At 71.7% G+C, this 15,298-nt stretch carries 16 protein-coding genes; 9 read left to right on the forward strand and 7 right to left on the reverse strand.

Annotated features, from left to right (window positions below; all coding sequences use genetic code 11):
• Positions 1 to 10 precede the first annotated feature (10 nt).
• The 8 genes from ACFVXC_RS36150 (at position 11) to lgt (ending at position 6,163) form a co-directional block, all read left to right on the forward strand.
• The gene (locus tag ACFVXC_RS36150) at positions 11 to 247 is read left to right on the forward strand and encodes an HGxxPAAW family protein (protein WP_389914423.1); all 237 of its coding nucleotides are present in this window, start codon (positions 11 to 13) and stop codon (positions 245 to 247) included.
• A 113-nt stretch (positions 248 to 360) separates the two neighbouring features.
• Complete coding sequence (locus tag ACFVXC_RS36155; RefSeq protein WP_389914425.1) at positions 361 to 819, forward strand: DUF2752 domain-containing protein; 459 nt, start codon at positions 361 to 363, stop codon at positions 817 to 819.
• A gap of 185 nt (positions 820 to 1,004) precedes the next feature.
• Entirely contained in the window at positions 1,005 to 1,814 is an 810-nt protein-coding gene (trpC, locus tag ACFVXC_RS36160; protein WP_389914428.1) for an indole-3-glycerol phosphate synthase TrpC, read from the forward strand.
• Between the two features lie 7 nt (positions 1,815 to 1,821).
• A complete protein-coding gene (gene trpM / locus ACFVXC_RS36165; RefSeq protein WP_389914431.1) occupies positions 1,822 to 2,043 on the forward strand; it encodes a tryptophan biosynthesis modulator TrpM in 222 nt (73 codons plus the stop codon).
• Positions 2,044 to 2,143: 100 nt separating this feature from the next.
• Positions 2,144 to 3,430: a tryptophan synthase subunit beta gene (trpB, locus tag ACFVXC_RS36170; RefSeq protein ID WP_389914434.1), complete on the forward strand. Its 1,287-nt coding sequence runs from the start codon at positions 2,144 to 2,146 to the stop codon at positions 3,428 to 3,430.
• Positions 3,427 to 4,242 carry a tryptophan synthase subunit alpha gene (gene trpA, locus ACFVXC_RS36175; protein WP_389914437.1) on the forward strand — a complete coding sequence of 272 codons (816 nt, stop codon included), beginning with the start codon at positions 3,427 to 3,429 and terminating at the stop codon, positions 4,240 to 4,242. Before trpB ends, trpA begins: the two co-directional genes overlap by 4 nt.
• A gap of 63 nt (positions 4,243 to 4,305) precedes the next feature.
• Entirely contained in the window at positions 4,306 to 5,085 is a 780-nt protein-coding gene (locus tag ACFVXC_RS36180) for a DsbA family protein (RefSeq protein ID WP_389914440.1), read from the forward strand.
• Positions 5,086 to 5,185: 100 nt separating this feature from the next.
• Entirely contained in the window at positions 5,186 to 6,163 is a 978-nt protein-coding gene (lgt, locus tag ACFVXC_RS36185; protein ID WP_389914443.1) for a prolipoprotein diacylglyceryl transferase, read from the forward strand.
• 73 nt (positions 6,164 to 6,236) lie between these two features.
• Here lgt and ACFVXC_RS36190 read toward each other — a convergent pair whose 3' ends face one another.
• The 7 genes from ACFVXC_RS36190 to ACFVXC_RS36220 form a co-directional block, all read right to left on the reverse strand.
• On the reverse strand, positions 6,237 to 7,070 hold the full coding sequence (locus ACFVXC_RS36190) for an HpcH/HpaI aldolase/citrate lyase family protein (protein WP_389914446.1): 834 nt from the start codon (positions 7,068 to 7,070) through the stop codon (positions 6,237 to 6,239).
• Entirely contained in the window at positions 7,067 to 8,254 is a 1,188-nt protein-coding gene (locus ACFVXC_RS36195; protein WP_389914449.1) for a CaiB/BaiF CoA transferase family protein, read from the reverse strand. Before ACFVXC_RS36195 ends, ACFVXC_RS36190 begins: the two co-directional genes overlap by 4 nt.
• The gene (rbsK, locus tag ACFVXC_RS36200) at positions 8,251 to 9,156 is read right to left on the reverse strand and encodes a ribokinase (RefSeq protein ID WP_389914452.1); all 906 of its coding nucleotides are present in this window, start codon (positions 9,154 to 9,156) and stop codon (positions 8,251 to 8,253) included. Before rbsK ends, ACFVXC_RS36195 begins: the two co-directional genes overlap by 4 nt.
• Positions 9,153 to 10,595, reverse strand: coding sequence for an ADP-ribosylglycohydrolase family protein (locus tag ACFVXC_RS36205; protein WP_389914455.1), 1,443 nt, complete (start codon positions 10,593 to 10,595; stop codon positions 9,153 to 9,155). Before ACFVXC_RS36205 ends, rbsK begins: the two co-directional genes overlap by 4 nt.
• Entirely contained in the window at positions 10,592 to 11,755 is a 1,164-nt protein-coding gene (locus ACFVXC_RS36210; protein ID WP_389914458.1) for an ADP-ribosylglycohydrolase family protein, read from the reverse strand. The genes ACFVXC_RS36205 and ACFVXC_RS36210 overlap by 4 nt, the downstream gene beginning before the upstream one ends.
• The gene (locus ACFVXC_RS36215; RefSeq protein ID WP_389914615.1) at positions 11,715 to 12,905 is read right to left on the reverse strand and encodes an ADP-ribosylglycohydrolase family protein; all 1,191 of its coding nucleotides are present in this window, start codon (positions 12,903 to 12,905) and stop codon (positions 11,715 to 11,717) included. The genes ACFVXC_RS36210 and ACFVXC_RS36215 overlap by 41 nt, the downstream gene beginning before the upstream one ends.
• Positions 12,906 to 13,039: 134 nt before the next feature.
• Positions 13,040 to 14,047 (reverse strand): ADP-ribosylglycohydrolase family protein, encoded by a 1,008-nt coding sequence (locus ACFVXC_RS36220; protein ID WP_389914459.1) that lies wholly within the window; start codon positions 14,045 to 14,047, stop codon positions 13,040 to 13,042.
• Positions 14,048 to 14,272: 225 nt separating this feature from the next.
• Between ACFVXC_RS36220 and ACFVXC_RS36225 the strand changes: the two genes are divergently transcribed.
• Positions 14,273 to 15,004 (forward strand): VIT1/CCC1 transporter family protein, encoded by a 732-nt coding sequence (locus ACFVXC_RS36225; protein ID WP_389914461.1) that lies wholly within the window; start codon positions 14,273 to 14,275, stop codon positions 15,002 to 15,004.
• The last annotated feature ends 294 nt before the right edge of the window (positions 15,005 to 15,298 follow it).

The raw sequence follows: 15,298 nt of genomic DNA on the forward strand, positions 1-15,298 counted from the left end.
GGAGCAAGCCATGTCGGGCAGCAGCCACGGACACACCCCGGCCGCCTGGACCGGTGTCATCATCGCCTTCATCGGTTTCTGCGTTTCGGGTGCCTTCATGGTGATGGCCAACCCGCTGGGCTTCTGGGCCGGCATGGTCATCATCGCCGCCGGTGGCGTCGTGGGCATGATCATGCGTGCCGCCGGCCTCGGCCAGGCGAAGCGCAGGCCGCAGCCGACGGGGCAGCTCGCGCACTCCGAGGGCTGAGTCCTCGACCGACGTACGTGGGAGGCGGTCCCGGCAGGTGTGCCGAGGCCGCCTCCTTCCGCGTCTCCCTACCGCGTTTCCCTGCCGGGCACAGGCCCCCGCCGGAGGGCACAATGCATCGGGTGAACGCTGAACCCGAGAGCGCGGCACCCGAGAGCGCGGCACCTCCTGTCGGCTCCGCACTGCGGCGGCTCGCCGTGCCCGTCGGCGTGCTCGGCTCGGTGATCGCCGCCTTCGCCTACGTCGGCACGGTCGACCCGAACGAGCCGGGCCACTACCCCACCTGCCCGCTGCTCAAGATCACCGGCGTGTTCTGCCCCGGCTGCGGCGGCCTGCGCAGCGCCCACGCCTTCATCCACGGCGACTTCACCACGGCACTGGGCGCCAACGCGCTCGCCGTCGCCGGGTACGTCGTCTTCGCGGTCGTCTGGACCCTCTGGGCGGCCCGTGCGGCGCGCGGGCGAGCGCTGCGGATCGATCTGGGTCCCGCACAGCTGTACGGAGTCGGGGTCCTCATCGCCGTCTTCACCCTCGTACGCAATCTGCCGTTCGGGGCATGGCTGCATCCTTGACATATCGAGAAACCGCAGGCCGCAGGGGTGGAGGGTGTCCAGGTCGTGGGACTGGCGTCAACCGGATGCGGGGCCTTCGCCCTCCTGCGGATACCATCGCAGTGACCATCGGAATGCCTGATGAGGCAGCCGAACAGCTTGAGGTTCAAACAGCAGCTTCACCGTCAGGGAAGGGGGCCGCTCGCGTGAGTGTGCTCGACGAGATCATCGACGGAGTCCGTGCCGACCTCGCGGAACGGCAGGCGCGCGTCAGCCTCGACGAGCTCAAGGAGCGCGCGGCGAAGGCTCCTGCGGCCAAGGACGGGGCCGCCGCGCTGCGCGGCGACGGCGTCAAGGTCATCTGCGAGGTCAAGCGCTCAAGCCCGTCCAAGGGCGCGCTCGCCGCGATCGCCGACCCGGCCGGACTCGCCGCCGACTACGAGGCGGGCGGCGCCGCCGTCATCTCCGTGCTCACCGAGGAGCGCCGCTTCGGCGGCTCGCTCGCCGACCTGGAGGCCGTCCGCGCCAAGGTCGACATCCCGGTGCTCCGCAAGGACTTCATCGTCACCTCGTACCAGCTGTGGGAGGCGCGGGCGTACGGCGCCGACCTCGCCCTCCTGATCGTGGCCGCCCTGGAGCAGCCCGCCCTGGAGTCGCTCATCGAGCGCGCCCATTCGATCGGCCTCACGCCGATCGTCGAGGTGCACGACGAGGACGAGGCCGAGCGGGCCGTCGACGCGGGAGCGCGGGTCATCGGCATCAACAACCGCGACCTCAAGACCCTGAAGGTCGACCGCTCCACCTTCGAGCGTGTCGCGCCCGAGCTGCCGGACAACGTAGTCAAGATCGCCGAGTCCGGTGTGCGCGGGCCGCACGACCTCATCGCGTTCGCCAACGCGGGCGCCGACGCGGTGCTTGTCGGGGAGTCCCTGGTCACCGGCCGCGACCCGAAGTCCGCGGTGTCCGACCTCGTCGCCGCGGGCGCACACCCCGCCCTGCGCCACGGCCGGAGCTGACCTCCCGATGACCGCCTTCGCCCGCCTCGCACCCGGCTGCCGCCCCCGCGGCTGCCGGGCGCCCGCGCGGCGCGTGCGGGGCCGCAGGGTGCGGTACGTCATCGGTGATGAGCCGGGTCAGGTGAACGGGATGCGATGGCCGAGCGCCCCGTCAGGGGCGCGGAGAACTGCGCGACCAGCCACGGCGTCGCGTCGGCCGGACGAACCGTCTGCCCTTCACGGCGTGTAGCCGCCCTCACCCCGGTGGGGCCTGCTCGCGCAGTTCCCCGCGCCCCTGGCGGGGTCGATCGCATCGCAGATCACCCATTCACGCCCTGTGAGGTAGAAGCATGTCCAGCGATTACTTCCACCCCGACCCAGAGGGTCAAGTCCCCACCGCCGAAGGCTACTTCGGCGCGTTCGGCGGCAAGTTCATCCCCGAGGCCCTCGTCGCCGCCGTCGACGAGGTCGCCGTCGAGTACGACAAGGCCAAGAGCGACCCCGAGTTCGCCCGCGAGCTCGACGACCTCCTGGTCAACTACACCGGCCGCCCCAGCAGCCTCACCGAAGTGCCCCGGTTCGCCGAGCACGCCGGTGGTGCCCGGGTCTTCCTCAAGCGCGAGGACCTGAACCACACCGGCTCGCACAAGATCAACAACGTGCTCGGCCAGGCCCTGCTCACCAAGCGCATGGGCAAGACCCGCGTCATCGCGGAGACCGGCGCCGGACAGCACGGCGTCGCCACCGCCACCGCCTGCGCGCTCTTCGGCCTCGAATGCACCATCTACATGGGTGAGATCGACACCGAGCGCCAGGCCCTGAACGTGGCCCGCATGCGCATGCTCGGCGCCGAGGTCATCGCCGTGAAGTCCGGCAGCCGCACCCTGAAGGACGCCATCAACGAGGCGTTCCGCGACTGGGTCGCCAATGTGGACCGCACGCACTACCTCTTCGGGACCGTGGCGGGCCCGCACCCCTTCCCCGCCATGGTGCGCGACTTCCACCGCGTCATCGGCGTGGAGGCCCGGCGCCAGATCATCGAGCGCGCGGGCCGTCTCCCCGACGCCGCCGTCGCGTGTGTGGGCGGCGGCTCCAACGCCATCGGCCTCTTCCACGCCTTCATCCCGGACGCGGGTGTCCGCCTCATCGGGTGCGAGCCCGCGGGCCACGGCATCGAGACCGGCGAGCACGCGGCCACGCTGACCGCCGGTGAGCCGGGCATCCTGCACGGCTCACGGTCGTACGTCCTCCAGGACGAGGAAGGCCAGATCACCGAGCCCTACTCGATCTCCGCGGGACTCGACTACCCGGGCATCGGCCCCGAGCACGCCTACCTCAAGGACAGCGGCCGCGGCGAGTACCGCGCCGTCACCGACGACGCGGCCATGCAGGCCCTGCGTCTCCTCTCCCGCACCGAGGGCATCATCCCGGCCATCGAGAGCGCCCACGCGCTCGCCGGGGCGCTCGACATCGGCAAGGAGCTCGGCAAGGACGGGCTGCTGATCATCAACCTGTCCGGGCGCGGCGACAAGGACATGGACACGGCCGCCCGCTACTTCGGCCTGTACGACACGGACGCCGCCGTCGAGGCGGACGCGGCCGGCACCGGCGCGGAGATCGAGGGAGACGCCAAGTGAGCGGCAACATCAGTCTGCTGGACGACACCCTCGCGGCGGCCAAGGCCGAGGGACGCTCCGCCCTCATCGCCTACCTCCCGGCCGGGTTCCCGACCGTGGACGGCGGCATCGCGGCCATCAAGGCGGTCTTCGACGGCGGAGCCGATGTCGTGGAGGTCGGCCTCCCGCACAGCGACCCGGTCCTCGACGGCCCCGTCATCCAGACCGCCGACGACATCGCGCTCAAGGCGGGCCTGAAGATCGCCGACGTGATGCGCACGGTGCGCGAGGCCCACGAGGCGACCGGCAAGCCGGTGCTCATCATGACGTACTGGAATCCGATCGACCGCTACGGCATCGAGCGCTTCACCGCCGAACTCGCCGAGGCGGGCGGCGCCGGGTGCATCCTGCCCGACCTGCCCGTCCAGGAGTCGGCGACCTGGAGGGAGCACGCCGAGAAGCACGGCCTCGCGACCGTCTTCGTCGTCGCGCCGAGCAGCAAGGACGAGCGGCTCGCCACCATCACGGCGGCCGGTTCCGGCTTCGTCTACGCGGCGTCGCTGATGGGCGTCACGGGTACCCGCGCGTCCGTGGGGGAGCAGGCGCAGGAACTGGTGCGGCGCACCAAGGCCACCACCGACCTGCCGGTCTGTGTCGGCCTCGGCGTCTCCAACGCCCGCCAGGCCGCCGAGGTCGCGGGCTTCGCCGACGGCGTGATCGTCGGTTCCGCCTTCGTGCAGCGGATGTTGGACGCGGAGGACGAGGCCGCGGGCCTCGCCGCCGTCCGTGCGCTCGCCGGTGATCTCGCCCAGGGAGTTCGTGGCAACGCGTAACTCGTATGGGTGGACCTGGGACCGGGGAGGCACGCTCGTGCCTCCCCGGTTCGTTGGCCGGGTGTGAGCGAGAAGAACCGTGAGGGAAAGCGCGCGGCCCGCGACCGGCTGGCGGAAGAGCGAGAGCGGCAGAAGTCGCGGGACAAGCAGCGCAGAGTGTTGATCGTGAGTGCCGCCGTCGTGGGCGTGCTCGCGCTCGCCGCCGTGGTCGGCCTGGTCGCCGCCAACTCGGGTGACGACAAGGACACTTCGGGCGGCCCCTTGTCCGCCCCCAAGGGCGCGAACGGCGAGGACCAACTCTCGATCCCCGTCGGCAAGGCAAGCGCCAAGTCCACCCTCACCATCTGGGAGGACTTCCGCTGTCCCGCCTGCAAGCAGTTCGAGGACACGTATCGCAAGACGATCCACGAGCTCGCCGACAAGGGCCAGCTCAAGGTCGAGTACCACCTGGCGACGATCATCGACGGGAACATGGGCGGCAGCGGCTCCCTGCGCGCGGCCAACGCGGCGGCCTGCGCCCAGGACGACGGGAAGTTCACCGAGTACCACGACGTGCTGTACGAGAACCAGCCCGCGGAGACCGACGACGCGTTCAGCAAGAACAGCAAGCTGATCGACCTCGCGGGCAAGGTGGACGGCCTCGTCACCGACCCCTTCAAGAAGTGCGTGGACGACGGCAAGCACGACAGCTGGGCCAACAAGTCGAACAAGGCCTTCCAGGACGCGGGCCTGCAGGGCACGCCGAGCGTGCTGCTCGACGGAAAGAACATCTTCGGTGACCAGAAGAATCCGCTGACCCCCGCGAAGCTGAAGGCGAAGGTGGAGGCGGCGAACAGGGGCTAGCCGCACCCCTCGGGGGCAGGCCCCCGGGGGTACCTGTTACGGAGACGTAGCCGGGCTGGTTGTCTTGGGTACCGCCCGGCACGATAGCGTCGGACCTGCCATGGACCTTGCCTTCATTCCCAGCCCGTCGCGCGGTGTGGTCGAACTCGGACCCATTCCGTTGCGCGGCTACGCGTTCTGCATCATCATCGGCGTCTTCGTCGCCGTCTGGCTCGGCAACAAGCGGTGGATCGCTCGCGGGGGCCGCCCAGGCACCGTGGCCGACATCTCCGTCTGGGCCGTGCCGTTCGGCCTCGTCGGCGGGCGTCTCTACCACGTGATCACGGACTACCAGCTGTACTTCAGCGAGGGCCGTGACTGGGTGGACGCCTTCAAGATCTGGGAGGGCGGCCTCGGTATCTGGGGCGCGATCGCGTTCGGCGCGGTCGGCGCCTGGATCGGCTGTCGCCGGCGCGGCATCCCGCTGCCCGCCTGGGCCGACGCCCTCGCCCCCGGTATCGCCTTCGCCCAGGCGATCGGCCGCTGGGGCAACTGGTTCAACCAGGAGCTGTACGGCAAGGCCACGGATCTGCCGTGGGCGCTGAAGATCACGTCGGCGGAGGACGGCCGGGTCCCCGGCACGTACCACCCGACGTTCCTCTACGAATCCCTCTGGTGCATCGGCGTCGGCTTCCTGGTCATCTGGGCCGACCGCCGCTTCAAGCTGGGACACGGCCGGGCGTTCGCGCTGTACGTCGCGTCGTACTGCGCGGGCCGCGGCTGGATCGAGTACATGCGGGTCGACGACGCGCACCACGTGCTCGGACTGCGCCTCAACGTCTGGACCGCCATCGCGGTCTTCGTCCTCGCCGTCATCTACTTCGTGCTCTCGGCGAAGAAGCGCCCCGGTCGCGAGGAGATCGTCGAGCCCGTGCCCGCCGACGAGGAAGACTTGGACGGCGAGGACGCGAAGCCGTCCAAGTCCACGGACACCGACGCCGACGCCGACGCGTCCAAGGACGCGGAGGACGCGGGAGGCGAGGAAGCGGACAGGGAAGCGGACAAGGACGGAGCTGCCGAGTCCGCCAAGAAGGGCTGACACGCTCTTCGCCCAGTACGTCTGCTGCGTACGCCGATGGGGCCGCCGGATCACCGATCCGGCGGCCCCATCGCTATGGGCGCCGACGCGCGAGGTCCAGGACCCGCCGCGCGCCCTCCACCACGGCCTTGTCCACGAACGTGCCGTCCGGGAGAGCCAGGGCACCGGCCTCCGTAGTGGCCGCCTTGACGATCTGCTCGGCGTGGTCGATCTCCTCCGGGGTGGGGAGGTAGGCGCGTTCGATGGCGGGGAGCTGGCGGGGGTGGATCGCGGCGCGGCCCAGGAAGCCCAGGGAACGGCCGTGCGCGCAGGACGCCGCCAGGCCCGCGGTGTCACGGATGTCCGTGTACACCGACTGCGCGGGCGGTGCCAGACCCGCCGCCCGCGCGGCCACCACCACGCGCGCACGGGACCAGTCCAGGCCCGCGTCGTCACGTACGCCCAGGTCCGCGCGGAGATCCGCCTCGCCGATGGAGAGCCCGTGCAGAGCCGGGTGCGCGGTGGCGATGGCGAAGGCGTGCTCCAGGCCGACGGCCGATTCGATGAGGGCGTGCAGGGCGGGAGCGCCGCCGTCCGCCGGGGCCGACCGCTCCGCGACGCGGACGACGTCGGCGGGGCAGGTCACCTTGGGCAGGCGCAGGCCGAAGACACCGGGCAGGTGCGCGATCGCCCGGAGGTCGGCATCGGCCAGCGGGCTGTCCAGGGCGTTCACACGGACGTGGACCGGGACGGCGGGGATCTCGGAGAGCAGCTCGGCCGTCGCCGCTCGCGCGTACTCCTTGCGGTCGGGGCCGACCGCGTCCTCCAGGTCGATGATGACGGCGTCGGCGCCCGCGAGCAGCGCCTTCGCCACCACGGGCGGCCGGTCTCCGGGAGCGTACAGCCAGGTCAGAGGCGTGTCCTTCACAGCGCGCCCTCCTCGCGCAGGCCGGCGATCTCCCGGTCCGTCAGGCCCAGTTCGGCAAGGACGTCCTGTGTGTCCGCTCCGTGGGGGCGGCCTGCCCAGCCGATCGAGCCGGGGGTCTCGGAGAGCCGGAAGAGGACGTTCTGCATGCGCAGCGGGCCGAGCTCCGGGTCGTCGACCGTGGTGACGGTGTCCAGGGCCGCGTACTGGGGATCCGTCATGACATCACGTACGTCCTGGATGGGGGCGACCGCCGCCTCCGCCTTCTCGAAGGCCTCGATCACCTCCGTGCGGGTGTGCCGGGCGATCCAGCCGCCGACCGCCCCGTCGAGCACGTCCGCGTGGGCCGCGCGGTCCGCGCCCGTCGCGAACCACGGCTCGGAGATCAACTCCGGTCGGCCCACCAGACGCATCACGCGCTCCGCGATCGACTGGGCCGACGTGGAGACGGCGACCCAACTGCCGTCCGCCGTGCGGTAGGTGTTGCGGGGCGCGTTGTTGGTGGAGCGGTTGCCGGTGCGGGGCTGCACATGGCCCAGCTGGTCGTACCAGAGCGGCTGCGGGCCAAGGACCGTGAGGATCGGCTCGATGATCGCCATGTCCACCACCTGACCTCGGCCCGTCCGGTCGCGGCCGGCGAGCGCCGTCATCACGGCGTACGCCGTCGCGAGCCCCGCGATGGAGTCGGCGAGGCCGAAGGGCGGCAGGGTCGGCGGCCCGTCCGGTTCACCGGTGATCGCGGCGAAGCCGCTCATCGCCTCCGCGAGCGTGCCGAAGCCGGGGCGCCGTGCGTACGGGCCGAACTGGCCGAAGCCCGTGACGCGGGTCAGCACGAGACGGGGATTCACCTCGCTCAGCTCTTCCCAGCCCAGGTCCCACTTCTCCAGGGTCCCCGGGCGGAAGTTCTCGATGACCACGTCCGCCGTCGCGGCCAGGCGCAGGAGGGTCTCGCGACCGCCCGGTGTGGAGAGATCGAGCGTCATCGTGCGCTTGTTGCGGCCCAGGAGCTTCCACCAGAGGCCGACGCCGTCCTTCGACGGGCCGTGCCCCCGGGACGGGTCGGGCCTGCGCGGGTGCTCGACCTTGATGACCTCCGCACCGAAGTCGCCGAGCATCGTGGCGGCGAGCGGCCCCGCGAAGAGCGTCGCCAGGTCGAGGACGCGCAGGCCGGTGAGGGGTGCGGTCACGAGGCCGCCCCATTCGCCTGGGTATCGATCTCGGAGCGGAACGGCATGGACGACGACGCTCCTGTCCGCTGTACGGAGAGCGCCGCCGCCGACGCCGCCCAGGCGAGCGCGTCCGGCACGGAACGGCCTTCCGCGAGCGCCACCGCCAGGGCTCCGACGAGCGTGTCGCCCGCGCCGGTCGTGTCCACTGCGGTGACGTCCGGGGCCGCCACCAGGACAGGATCGGCGCCTCGGGCCGCGTACAGGCTGCCGCGCGCGCCGAGCGTGACGACGACTTCGGGGACCTGGGAGAGGAGCGAACGGGCGGCGTCGTGCGCGTCGGTCAGTCCGGTGAGCGTGGCCGCCTCGTGCTCGTTCGGCACCAACAGGTCGATGGAGGAGAGGAGTTCGGGGGAGAGGGGCTGCGCGGGCGCCGGGGTGAGGATGGTGCGCACGCCGTGCCCGCGGGCGGCCTGTGCGGCGGCGAGCACTCCGTCGACGGGGATCTCCAGCTGGAGCAGGAGGGCGTCGGCGGAGGCGATCAGGCCCTCGTCGCCGGGGGCGAGCGCGGTGAGCGTGGCGTTCGCGCCGGGGATGACGACGATCGCGTTGCCGCCCTCGTCGTCGACGACGATGTGGGCGGTGCCGGTGGCGGCCTCGACGGTGCGCAGCAGGTCGGTGTCGACGCCGGAGTGTTCGAGTGCGGCGCGGAGCTGGGTGCCGTAGGCGTCGTTGCCGACCGCGCCGATCATCGACACGGCGTCGGCGCCCGCGCGGGCCGCGGCGACGGCCTGATTGGCGCCCTTGCCGCCGGGGAGCGTACGGAACTCGCGCCCGGTGACGGTCTCTCCGCGCTGCGGGGCCTTGGCGACGTACGCGACGAGGTCCATGTTCGTGCTGCCGAGCACGGCGATGTGGGTCATGGCTGAGGTCTCTCCTGGGCGAGTTCGGTGGTGAGGTCCGCGAGGGTGTCGAAGCCGGTGCCGTCGAAGCCCGGGACGGAGCTGGCGACGCGGTTCTTCAGCGGGGACGTCCAGCGTTCTTCCAGCGCGTCGGGGTGGCCCGCGAGCAGGCCCGCGATCGAGCCCGCGGTCGCGCCGTTCGAGTCGGTGTCCCAGCCGCCGGAGACGGCGCGGGTGATGGAGCCGGTGAAGTCGCCGTCGGCGTGGGTGAGGGAGGCGGACAGGAGGGCGGCGTTGGGGATGACGTGGACCCAGTGGTGGTGGCCGTAGGCGGCGTGCAGGTCGTCCGCCACGTGGTCGAAGGTCCTTGTGCCGGAGGCCAGTTGAATGCCGTGCCGGATCGCGCGGGCCAGGCGTGAGTCCGGCGGCACGACGGTCAGGCCCGTACGCAGACAGTGGTGGACGTCCCCGGTGCCTGCCGCGGCCTCGGCGATGGTGGCCGCCGCGAACATCGCGCCGTACACGCCGTTGGCGGTGTGGGTCAGGCACGCGTCGCGGTAGGCGCTGTCGGCTGCCGCCATGGGGGCGCCGGGGTTGGTCCAGCCGTGGACATCGGCGCGGATCAGGGCGCCGATCCACTCGCGGAACGGGTTGTGGTGGGTGGCGGTGTGCGGAGGTTCGATGCCGTTGAGGAGATTGCGGTAGGCGACGCGTTCGGCGGTGAAGGTGCGGGCGGCGGGCAGCTCGTCCAGCCAGAGCCTGGCCACGTCCGTGGTGGTGAAGTCCTTTCCGTGGCGTTGGAGGAGACGGAGATTGAGGAGGGGGTAGTTGAGATCGTCGTCCTCGGGCATGCCGTCGATGTTCTCGGCGAGGGAGGTGGGCGCGGAGCGTCTGTTCCAGGGGTACGTCTCCGTCAGTTCCCTGGGTACGCCCCGTTCCGTGAACCACGTGTTCAGGGGCCAGTTGCCTGTTGCTTTGGCCAGGCTTCTGATGCCTTCCAGGGGGAGTTTCTCGACCGGTTTGCCTAGCAGGCAGCCGACGGCTCTGCCTAGCCAGGCGGCGTGTAGGCGGTGGCGTAGGGCTTCCTTTTCCCCAATCCCGCCCCTTCCCGAGACCGCCCGCCGCGGGGCCCTGTTCTCCGGTGCGGCCCGGTGGGTGGCGTTGTGCCCACCCTTCCCCGAGCTCTCGGCTCCGCTCGGGCAGGGGAGACCCCACTCGCCCTGCGGAACGCCTGCCCACGACGCGGGCAGCTGGGACAGTTCGGCCAGTAGTTCCTCCGCGAAGGCCCGGAGCCGGGGGGACGGCGGGGTGGGGGACGCGCCCGCTCTGGCGGGGGCCAGGTGGCCGCCCGCCGCGAGCCAGCGGGTCCGGATCCCCCGGGCGTCCTTGCCCTCCTCCTGCGCCTGGCGGAGTTCGTGGCCCACCAGGTCCTCCGGCTGGATCCAGGTGAGGCGGATCATGGGGTGGCCGTCAGGGCCGCGTACGCCGACTCGTGGGCGCGACGGCGTCGTACGTCGCGGGTGAAGATCTCCTGGGCGACCTCCGCGAGCGTCGTCGCGGGGGCGTGCAGGTCGAGGCGGCTCGCCTCCGCGACCGCCTTCGACCACTCGGGCGGGGCGATCGAGCCCAGGGCGCCGGCGATCGCGCCGCTCATGGTCGCGATGGAGTCGCAGTCCCGGCCGTAGTTGACCGAGCCGAGGACCGTGTGGCGGTAGTCGCCCTCGCCCACCAGGAGCATGCCGAGCGCGACGGGAAGTTCCTCGATGGCGTGCAGGCGGGAGGGGCGGCGGGCGCCGAGTGACGGGGCGCGGTAGTCGGGGCCGACCGTGTCGAAGGGGGTGACCGCGGTGCGGAGCGGGGTCAGCGCCGACTCGAAGTCCTGGTGATGGGCGGCCACTTCGACCACTGATTCGATGGCGGCCCGCGTTCCGTCCTTCGCGAGACCGAGGGCGGTGTCGATCACCGAGGTCGGTGTCGCACCCGGTGCGCACGCCGCCGCCACCGCCGCCGCGAAGACCGCGGCCGCCTCACGTCCGTACGACGACTGGTGCGCGCCCGCGATGTCGAGGGCCTCGGCGTACGCGCCCTTCGGGTTCGCCGCGTTGACCAGGCCGACCGGCGCCATGTACATCGCCGCACCGCAGTTGACGATGTTCCCGGTGCCTGCCTCGCGCGGGTCGACGTGGCCGTAGTGGAGCCGGGCGACGATCCACTTCTCGGCGAGGAAGAGGCGGTGCAGGGGGACGGCCTCCGCTTCCAGTTCCGGGATCCAGCGCGGGGTCGTCATGAGGTCGGGGACCAGATGGTCGGCGACCGCGTAGGCGTCCAGGTGGTCGCGGACGGACGCGTACACGCGGATGAGCGCGTGCGTCATCAAGGTGTCGTCGGTGACGTGTCCGTCGCCCTTGTGGTACGGCGCGATGGGGCGGGCGGTGCGCCATTGGTCGCCGTTCCAGGGGCCGACGATGCCGTGTACGCGACCGCCGTGCCGTTCGACGATCTGCTCGGGGGAGTAGCCCTCGACCGGGCCGCCGATCGCGTCGCCGACGGCTGCTCCCACCAGGCAGGCGGTGATGCGTTCAGGGAGATCCGGTCCCGTTGGTTCCATTGATGACGTCATGCCGGGATTGTCCTCCCGGACTGGTCAGTTCCGTGGCTGCCAGGTGCCCGGCGAGTTCCACCAGGTCGGTGCCCGCGAGACGGGGGAGCGCGCAGCCGGAGAGGGTGCGGCAGGCGTCGCGCCAGGATTCGGGGATGGCGGCGGCCGTGCCGAGCGCGCCGGTCAGCGCACCGGCGAGGGCGGGGGCCGAGTCGGCGACGCGGGAGAGGCAGGCAGCGGCGGGCACCGCGTCGCGGATGCGGCCGCGGGCCGCGGTGGTCAGGGCGAGGGCGACCGGGACGGTCTCCGCGGCGGCGATGCCGTAGCTGTAGACGTGGTCGACGATCTGATGCTCCAGGAGGGGCACGAGGCCGAACGCGCCGTCCTCCTCCGCCTGGGTGCGGGCGAGTTTGACGGCGTGCCAGGCGTTGCGGCCGATCTCGGTGTGCTCGGGGAGCTGGGCGAGAGCGGCGTCCACGGCCGTGTCGACGTCGGCGCCGCCGAGCGCCGCGGCGATCGCCGCGGCCATGGCCCGTGCGCCGTGCACGCCGTCGCCGTCCTGGGTGTAGCGGGCGTCGAATTCGGAGAGGTCGGCGGCCTGTTCGGGGTCGCCCGGATGGACCAGGGCGAGGACGCAGGCGCGTACGCAGCCCGCGTCGTCGAAGAAGTGGGGGTTGTCATGGCCGGTGGCGGGTGGACGCAGGCCCGCGGCGAGGTTGCCGAGCCCCGCCCGTACGGAGATGCGGGCGCGCAGGGGGAGTACCGCGGACTCGACCTCGGGGGCGCGGGCGGCCGCCGCGGCGATCTCGCTCGCGAGGGTGTTCCAGGCCAGGTCGAGTGCCGCGCGGACCCGGCGGTCCGGGGACAGCCGGGGGTCGAGGGTCCCGTCCGCCGCGCGGAGCAGTGACTCGGCGGTGAAGGCGGCCCATTCGGCGTCGTCCGAGGGGCCGAGGCGGAGGGGTTCGGGGGGCTGGTTGAGCGCGATGGGGACGGGGAGGGTGGTGGTGGCGTTCTGCTCGGCGAAGGTGTCCAGCTCGCGGGTGAGCCTGCGGGTCCACTCGGGCATGCGTGCGGCTCTGTGTCTTGCGGCGGGCCAACCAGCGGCGTCGCCTGCGGCGAGGCCGAGGAGCAGACCCTCGATGCGCGCTCCGGGCGCCTCGTGCCGGTGGATGCCACGTCCACCGGCACCCGGCGTCGGGGGCTGTACCCATCCGCCCGCAGCGGGTTCCTCGGCTCTGGTGGATGAGGGGTGGACGGGTGGGTGGGCCGGAGAGATCCGCCGCGATGCGGCGGGCTTGTCGGCGGTCACGAGGCCTCCCCGTCCGGGACGAGCAACTCCGCCACATCCAGTACGTGATGGCCGCGCATGGAAGGAAGGCAGCTTCCCCGCGCGGGGCCGATCGCAGCCGCCCAGGCCAAGGGAATCGCCGACGTCCCGCACGACGCCCCGGCCAGCGCCCCGGCGACCGCCGCGGTCGTATCCGCGTCCCGCCCCATGTTGACGGCGGTCAGCACCGCGTCCGGGAAATGGCCGGAGGCCGCCGCGTACGCCCCGAACGCGAGCCCCACCGCCTCAGGGGCGAGGTCGGTCCACGGGTAGCCGCCGATCACCACCGCGGAGCGCACCGCGCGTTCGCCCCGGTGCGCCACCGCCACCGCCCGCCGCAGCGAACGGGACGTCCAGCAGTCCTCCGGGATGACGGACAGGGCGGCGTCCACCACCGCGTCCACCGGAGCCCCGCCCATCGCCGCCGAAACCCCCGCCGCCACCACCTGCCCGCCGTAGATGCCCTCGCCGTCATGGCTGACCGAGCCGTCGATCGCGACGAGCCGGGCCGCTTCGGCGGGCCGCCCGGCGGCGAAGACCCCGAACGGGGCGGCCCGCATCGCGAGCCCGTCGCTCCACGCGTGCCGGTGCTGCGCCGAGATGGGCGCGGCGAGACCACGGCGCAGGTTCTCCAGCGTGCCGCGCTCGCTGAAGCCCGCGCCCCGGAAGGGGCCCTCGTCCAGGTCCGCGATCCACTCGTGCCAGGCCGCCTCGACATGCGCGACGGTGAGGGCCGAGCCGTGCCGGGCGAGCAGGAGCCCCGAGAAGATCGCGTACTCGGTGTCGTCCGTGCCCGAGGGATGTTCGGCGACGTACCCGGTGATGCGTCCCCAGCGGCGGCGGATCTCCGAAGGTTTCATGTTCTCGGCGGGCGCGCCGAGGGCGTCGCCGACCGCGAGACCGAGCAGCGCGCCCCGCGCCCGCTCTCGCAGCCCCATCGATCCGGTTGTTCCGGTCACTCCTGCCACACCGGTCAAGCCCGTCATGCTGTGCCTCCCTGGTGCCGAGACGTGTGTCTGTATCTCTGCCACGCGGCACCCCTGGCGCGAGCATCCGGGACGCTGACATCACCCCTCCGCCCCATGCGGTCACCGGTTCGAAAGACCTCTGTTCGCGCCTGCGTCAGGGCAGGTAAGTACGGCCTTCCTTGCTGGCGAGAGCGATTTTTCGCGCGTACTTTCGAGATCGTCCAAGCACTGAGGGGGCCCACGATGGCGATCATCGAGACCGAAGCGACGCTGCACGAAGCGCATCGCGACAACCACACCCACCGCGACGTGAACGGCGGCTGGCTGCGCCCCGCCGTCTTCGGCGCGATGGACGGCCTGGTGTCCAACCTGGCCCTGATGACCGGTGTCGCGGGTGGATCCGTGTCGCAGCAGGCCATCGTCGTCACGGGCCTGGTCGGCCTCGCCGCCGGCGCCTTCTCCATGGCGGCGGGCGAGTACACCTCCGTCGCCTCGCAGCGAGAGCTCGTCCAGGCCGAACTCGACGTGGAGCGGCGGGAGTTGCGCAAGCACCCGGCGGACGAGGAGGAGGAGCTCGCCGCGCTGTACGAGTCGCGCGGCGTCGAGCCGGGGCTCGCCCGTGAGGTCGCCAAGCAGCTTTCCAAGGACCCCGAGCAGGCCCTGGAGATCCACGCGCGCGAGGAGCTGGGCATCGACCCCGGCGATTTGCCGTCGCCGACCGTCGCCGCGGTCTCCTCCTTCGGTGCCTTCGCGCTCGGCGCCCTGCTCCCCGTACTGCCGTATCTGCTCGGCGCCGGTACGTTCTGGCCCGCGCTCCTGCTCGCCCTGATCGGGCTCTTCGCCTGCGGTGCCGTTGTGGCGAAGGTGACAGCGCGATCCTGGTGGTTCAGCGGACTTCGGCAGCTGGCGCTCGGCGGGGCGGCGGCGGGTGTGACGTACGCCCTGGGCAGCTTGTTCGGTAGCGCCGTAGGATGAACTCTTGCAGTCCTATGCGGGACCCTGCATAAGTAGTCGTTACTCGGCGGTTTCGAGTCGTTAACCACCGGGCATGAGGTGAAAGCGCTGCGGGCAATGAGGCTCGTGCCGCTCTCGGGCCTACGGCCATGGATCTGTCCGCATAGGCCCCCCTTCTGATCGCTCTCCACACTTATGAGCGGTGTCCACATGGTGGAATGAGCTATCCGCTTTTCGAGAAGCGTTCCATCATGTAACCTGCACGAAATTTCGCCTGGGCCAACGTCGTCCCTCGCTTATTGCATATGCCACGAC

Source organism: Streptomyces sp. NPDC058257, from assembly GCF_042881845.1.
Classification (GTDB): domain Bacteria; phylum Actinomycetota; class Actinomycetes; order Streptomycetales; family Streptomycetaceae; genus Streptomyces.

Bases quoted from the DNA above. Each gene is read 5' to 3' on its own strand.
- ACFVXC_RS36150 (WP_389914423.1), top strand. From the start codon at position 11: ATGTCGGGCAGCAGCCACGGACACACCCCGGCCGCCTGGACCGGTGTC.
- ACFVXC_RS36155 (WP_389914425.1), top strand. From the start codon at position 361: ATGCATCGGGTGAACGCTGAACCCGAGAGCGCGGCACCCGAGAGCGCG.
- trpM (WP_389914431.1), top strand. From the start codon at position 1,822: ATGACCGCCTTCGCCCGCCTCGCACCCGGCTGCCGCCCCCGCGGCTGC.
- trpB (WP_389914434.1), top strand. From the start codon at position 2,144: ATGTCCAGCGATTACTTCCACCCCGACCCAGAGGGTCAAGTCCCCACC.
- lgt (WP_389914443.1), top strand. From the start codon at position 5,186: ATGGACCTTGCCTTCATTCCCAGCCCGTCGCGCGGTGTGGTCGAACTC.
- rbsK (WP_389914452.1), bottom strand. From the start codon at position 9,156: ATGACCCACATCGCCGTGCTCGGCAGCACGAACATGGACCTCGTCGCG.
- ACFVXC_RS36205 (WP_389914455.1), bottom strand. From the start codon at position 10,595: ATGATCCGCCTCACCTGGATCCAGCCGGAGGACCTGGTGGGCCACGAA.
- ACFVXC_RS36210 (WP_389914458.1), bottom strand. From the start codon at position 11,755: ATGACGTCATCAATGGAACCAACGGGACCGGATCTCCCTGAACGCATC.
- ACFVXC_RS36220 (WP_389914459.1), bottom strand. From the start codon at position 14,047: ATGACGGGCTTGACCGGTGTGGCAGGAGTGACCGGAACAACCGGATCG.
- ACFVXC_RS36225 (WP_389914461.1), top strand. From the start codon at position 14,273: ATGGCGATCATCGAGACCGAAGCGACGCTGCACGAAGCGCATCGCGAC.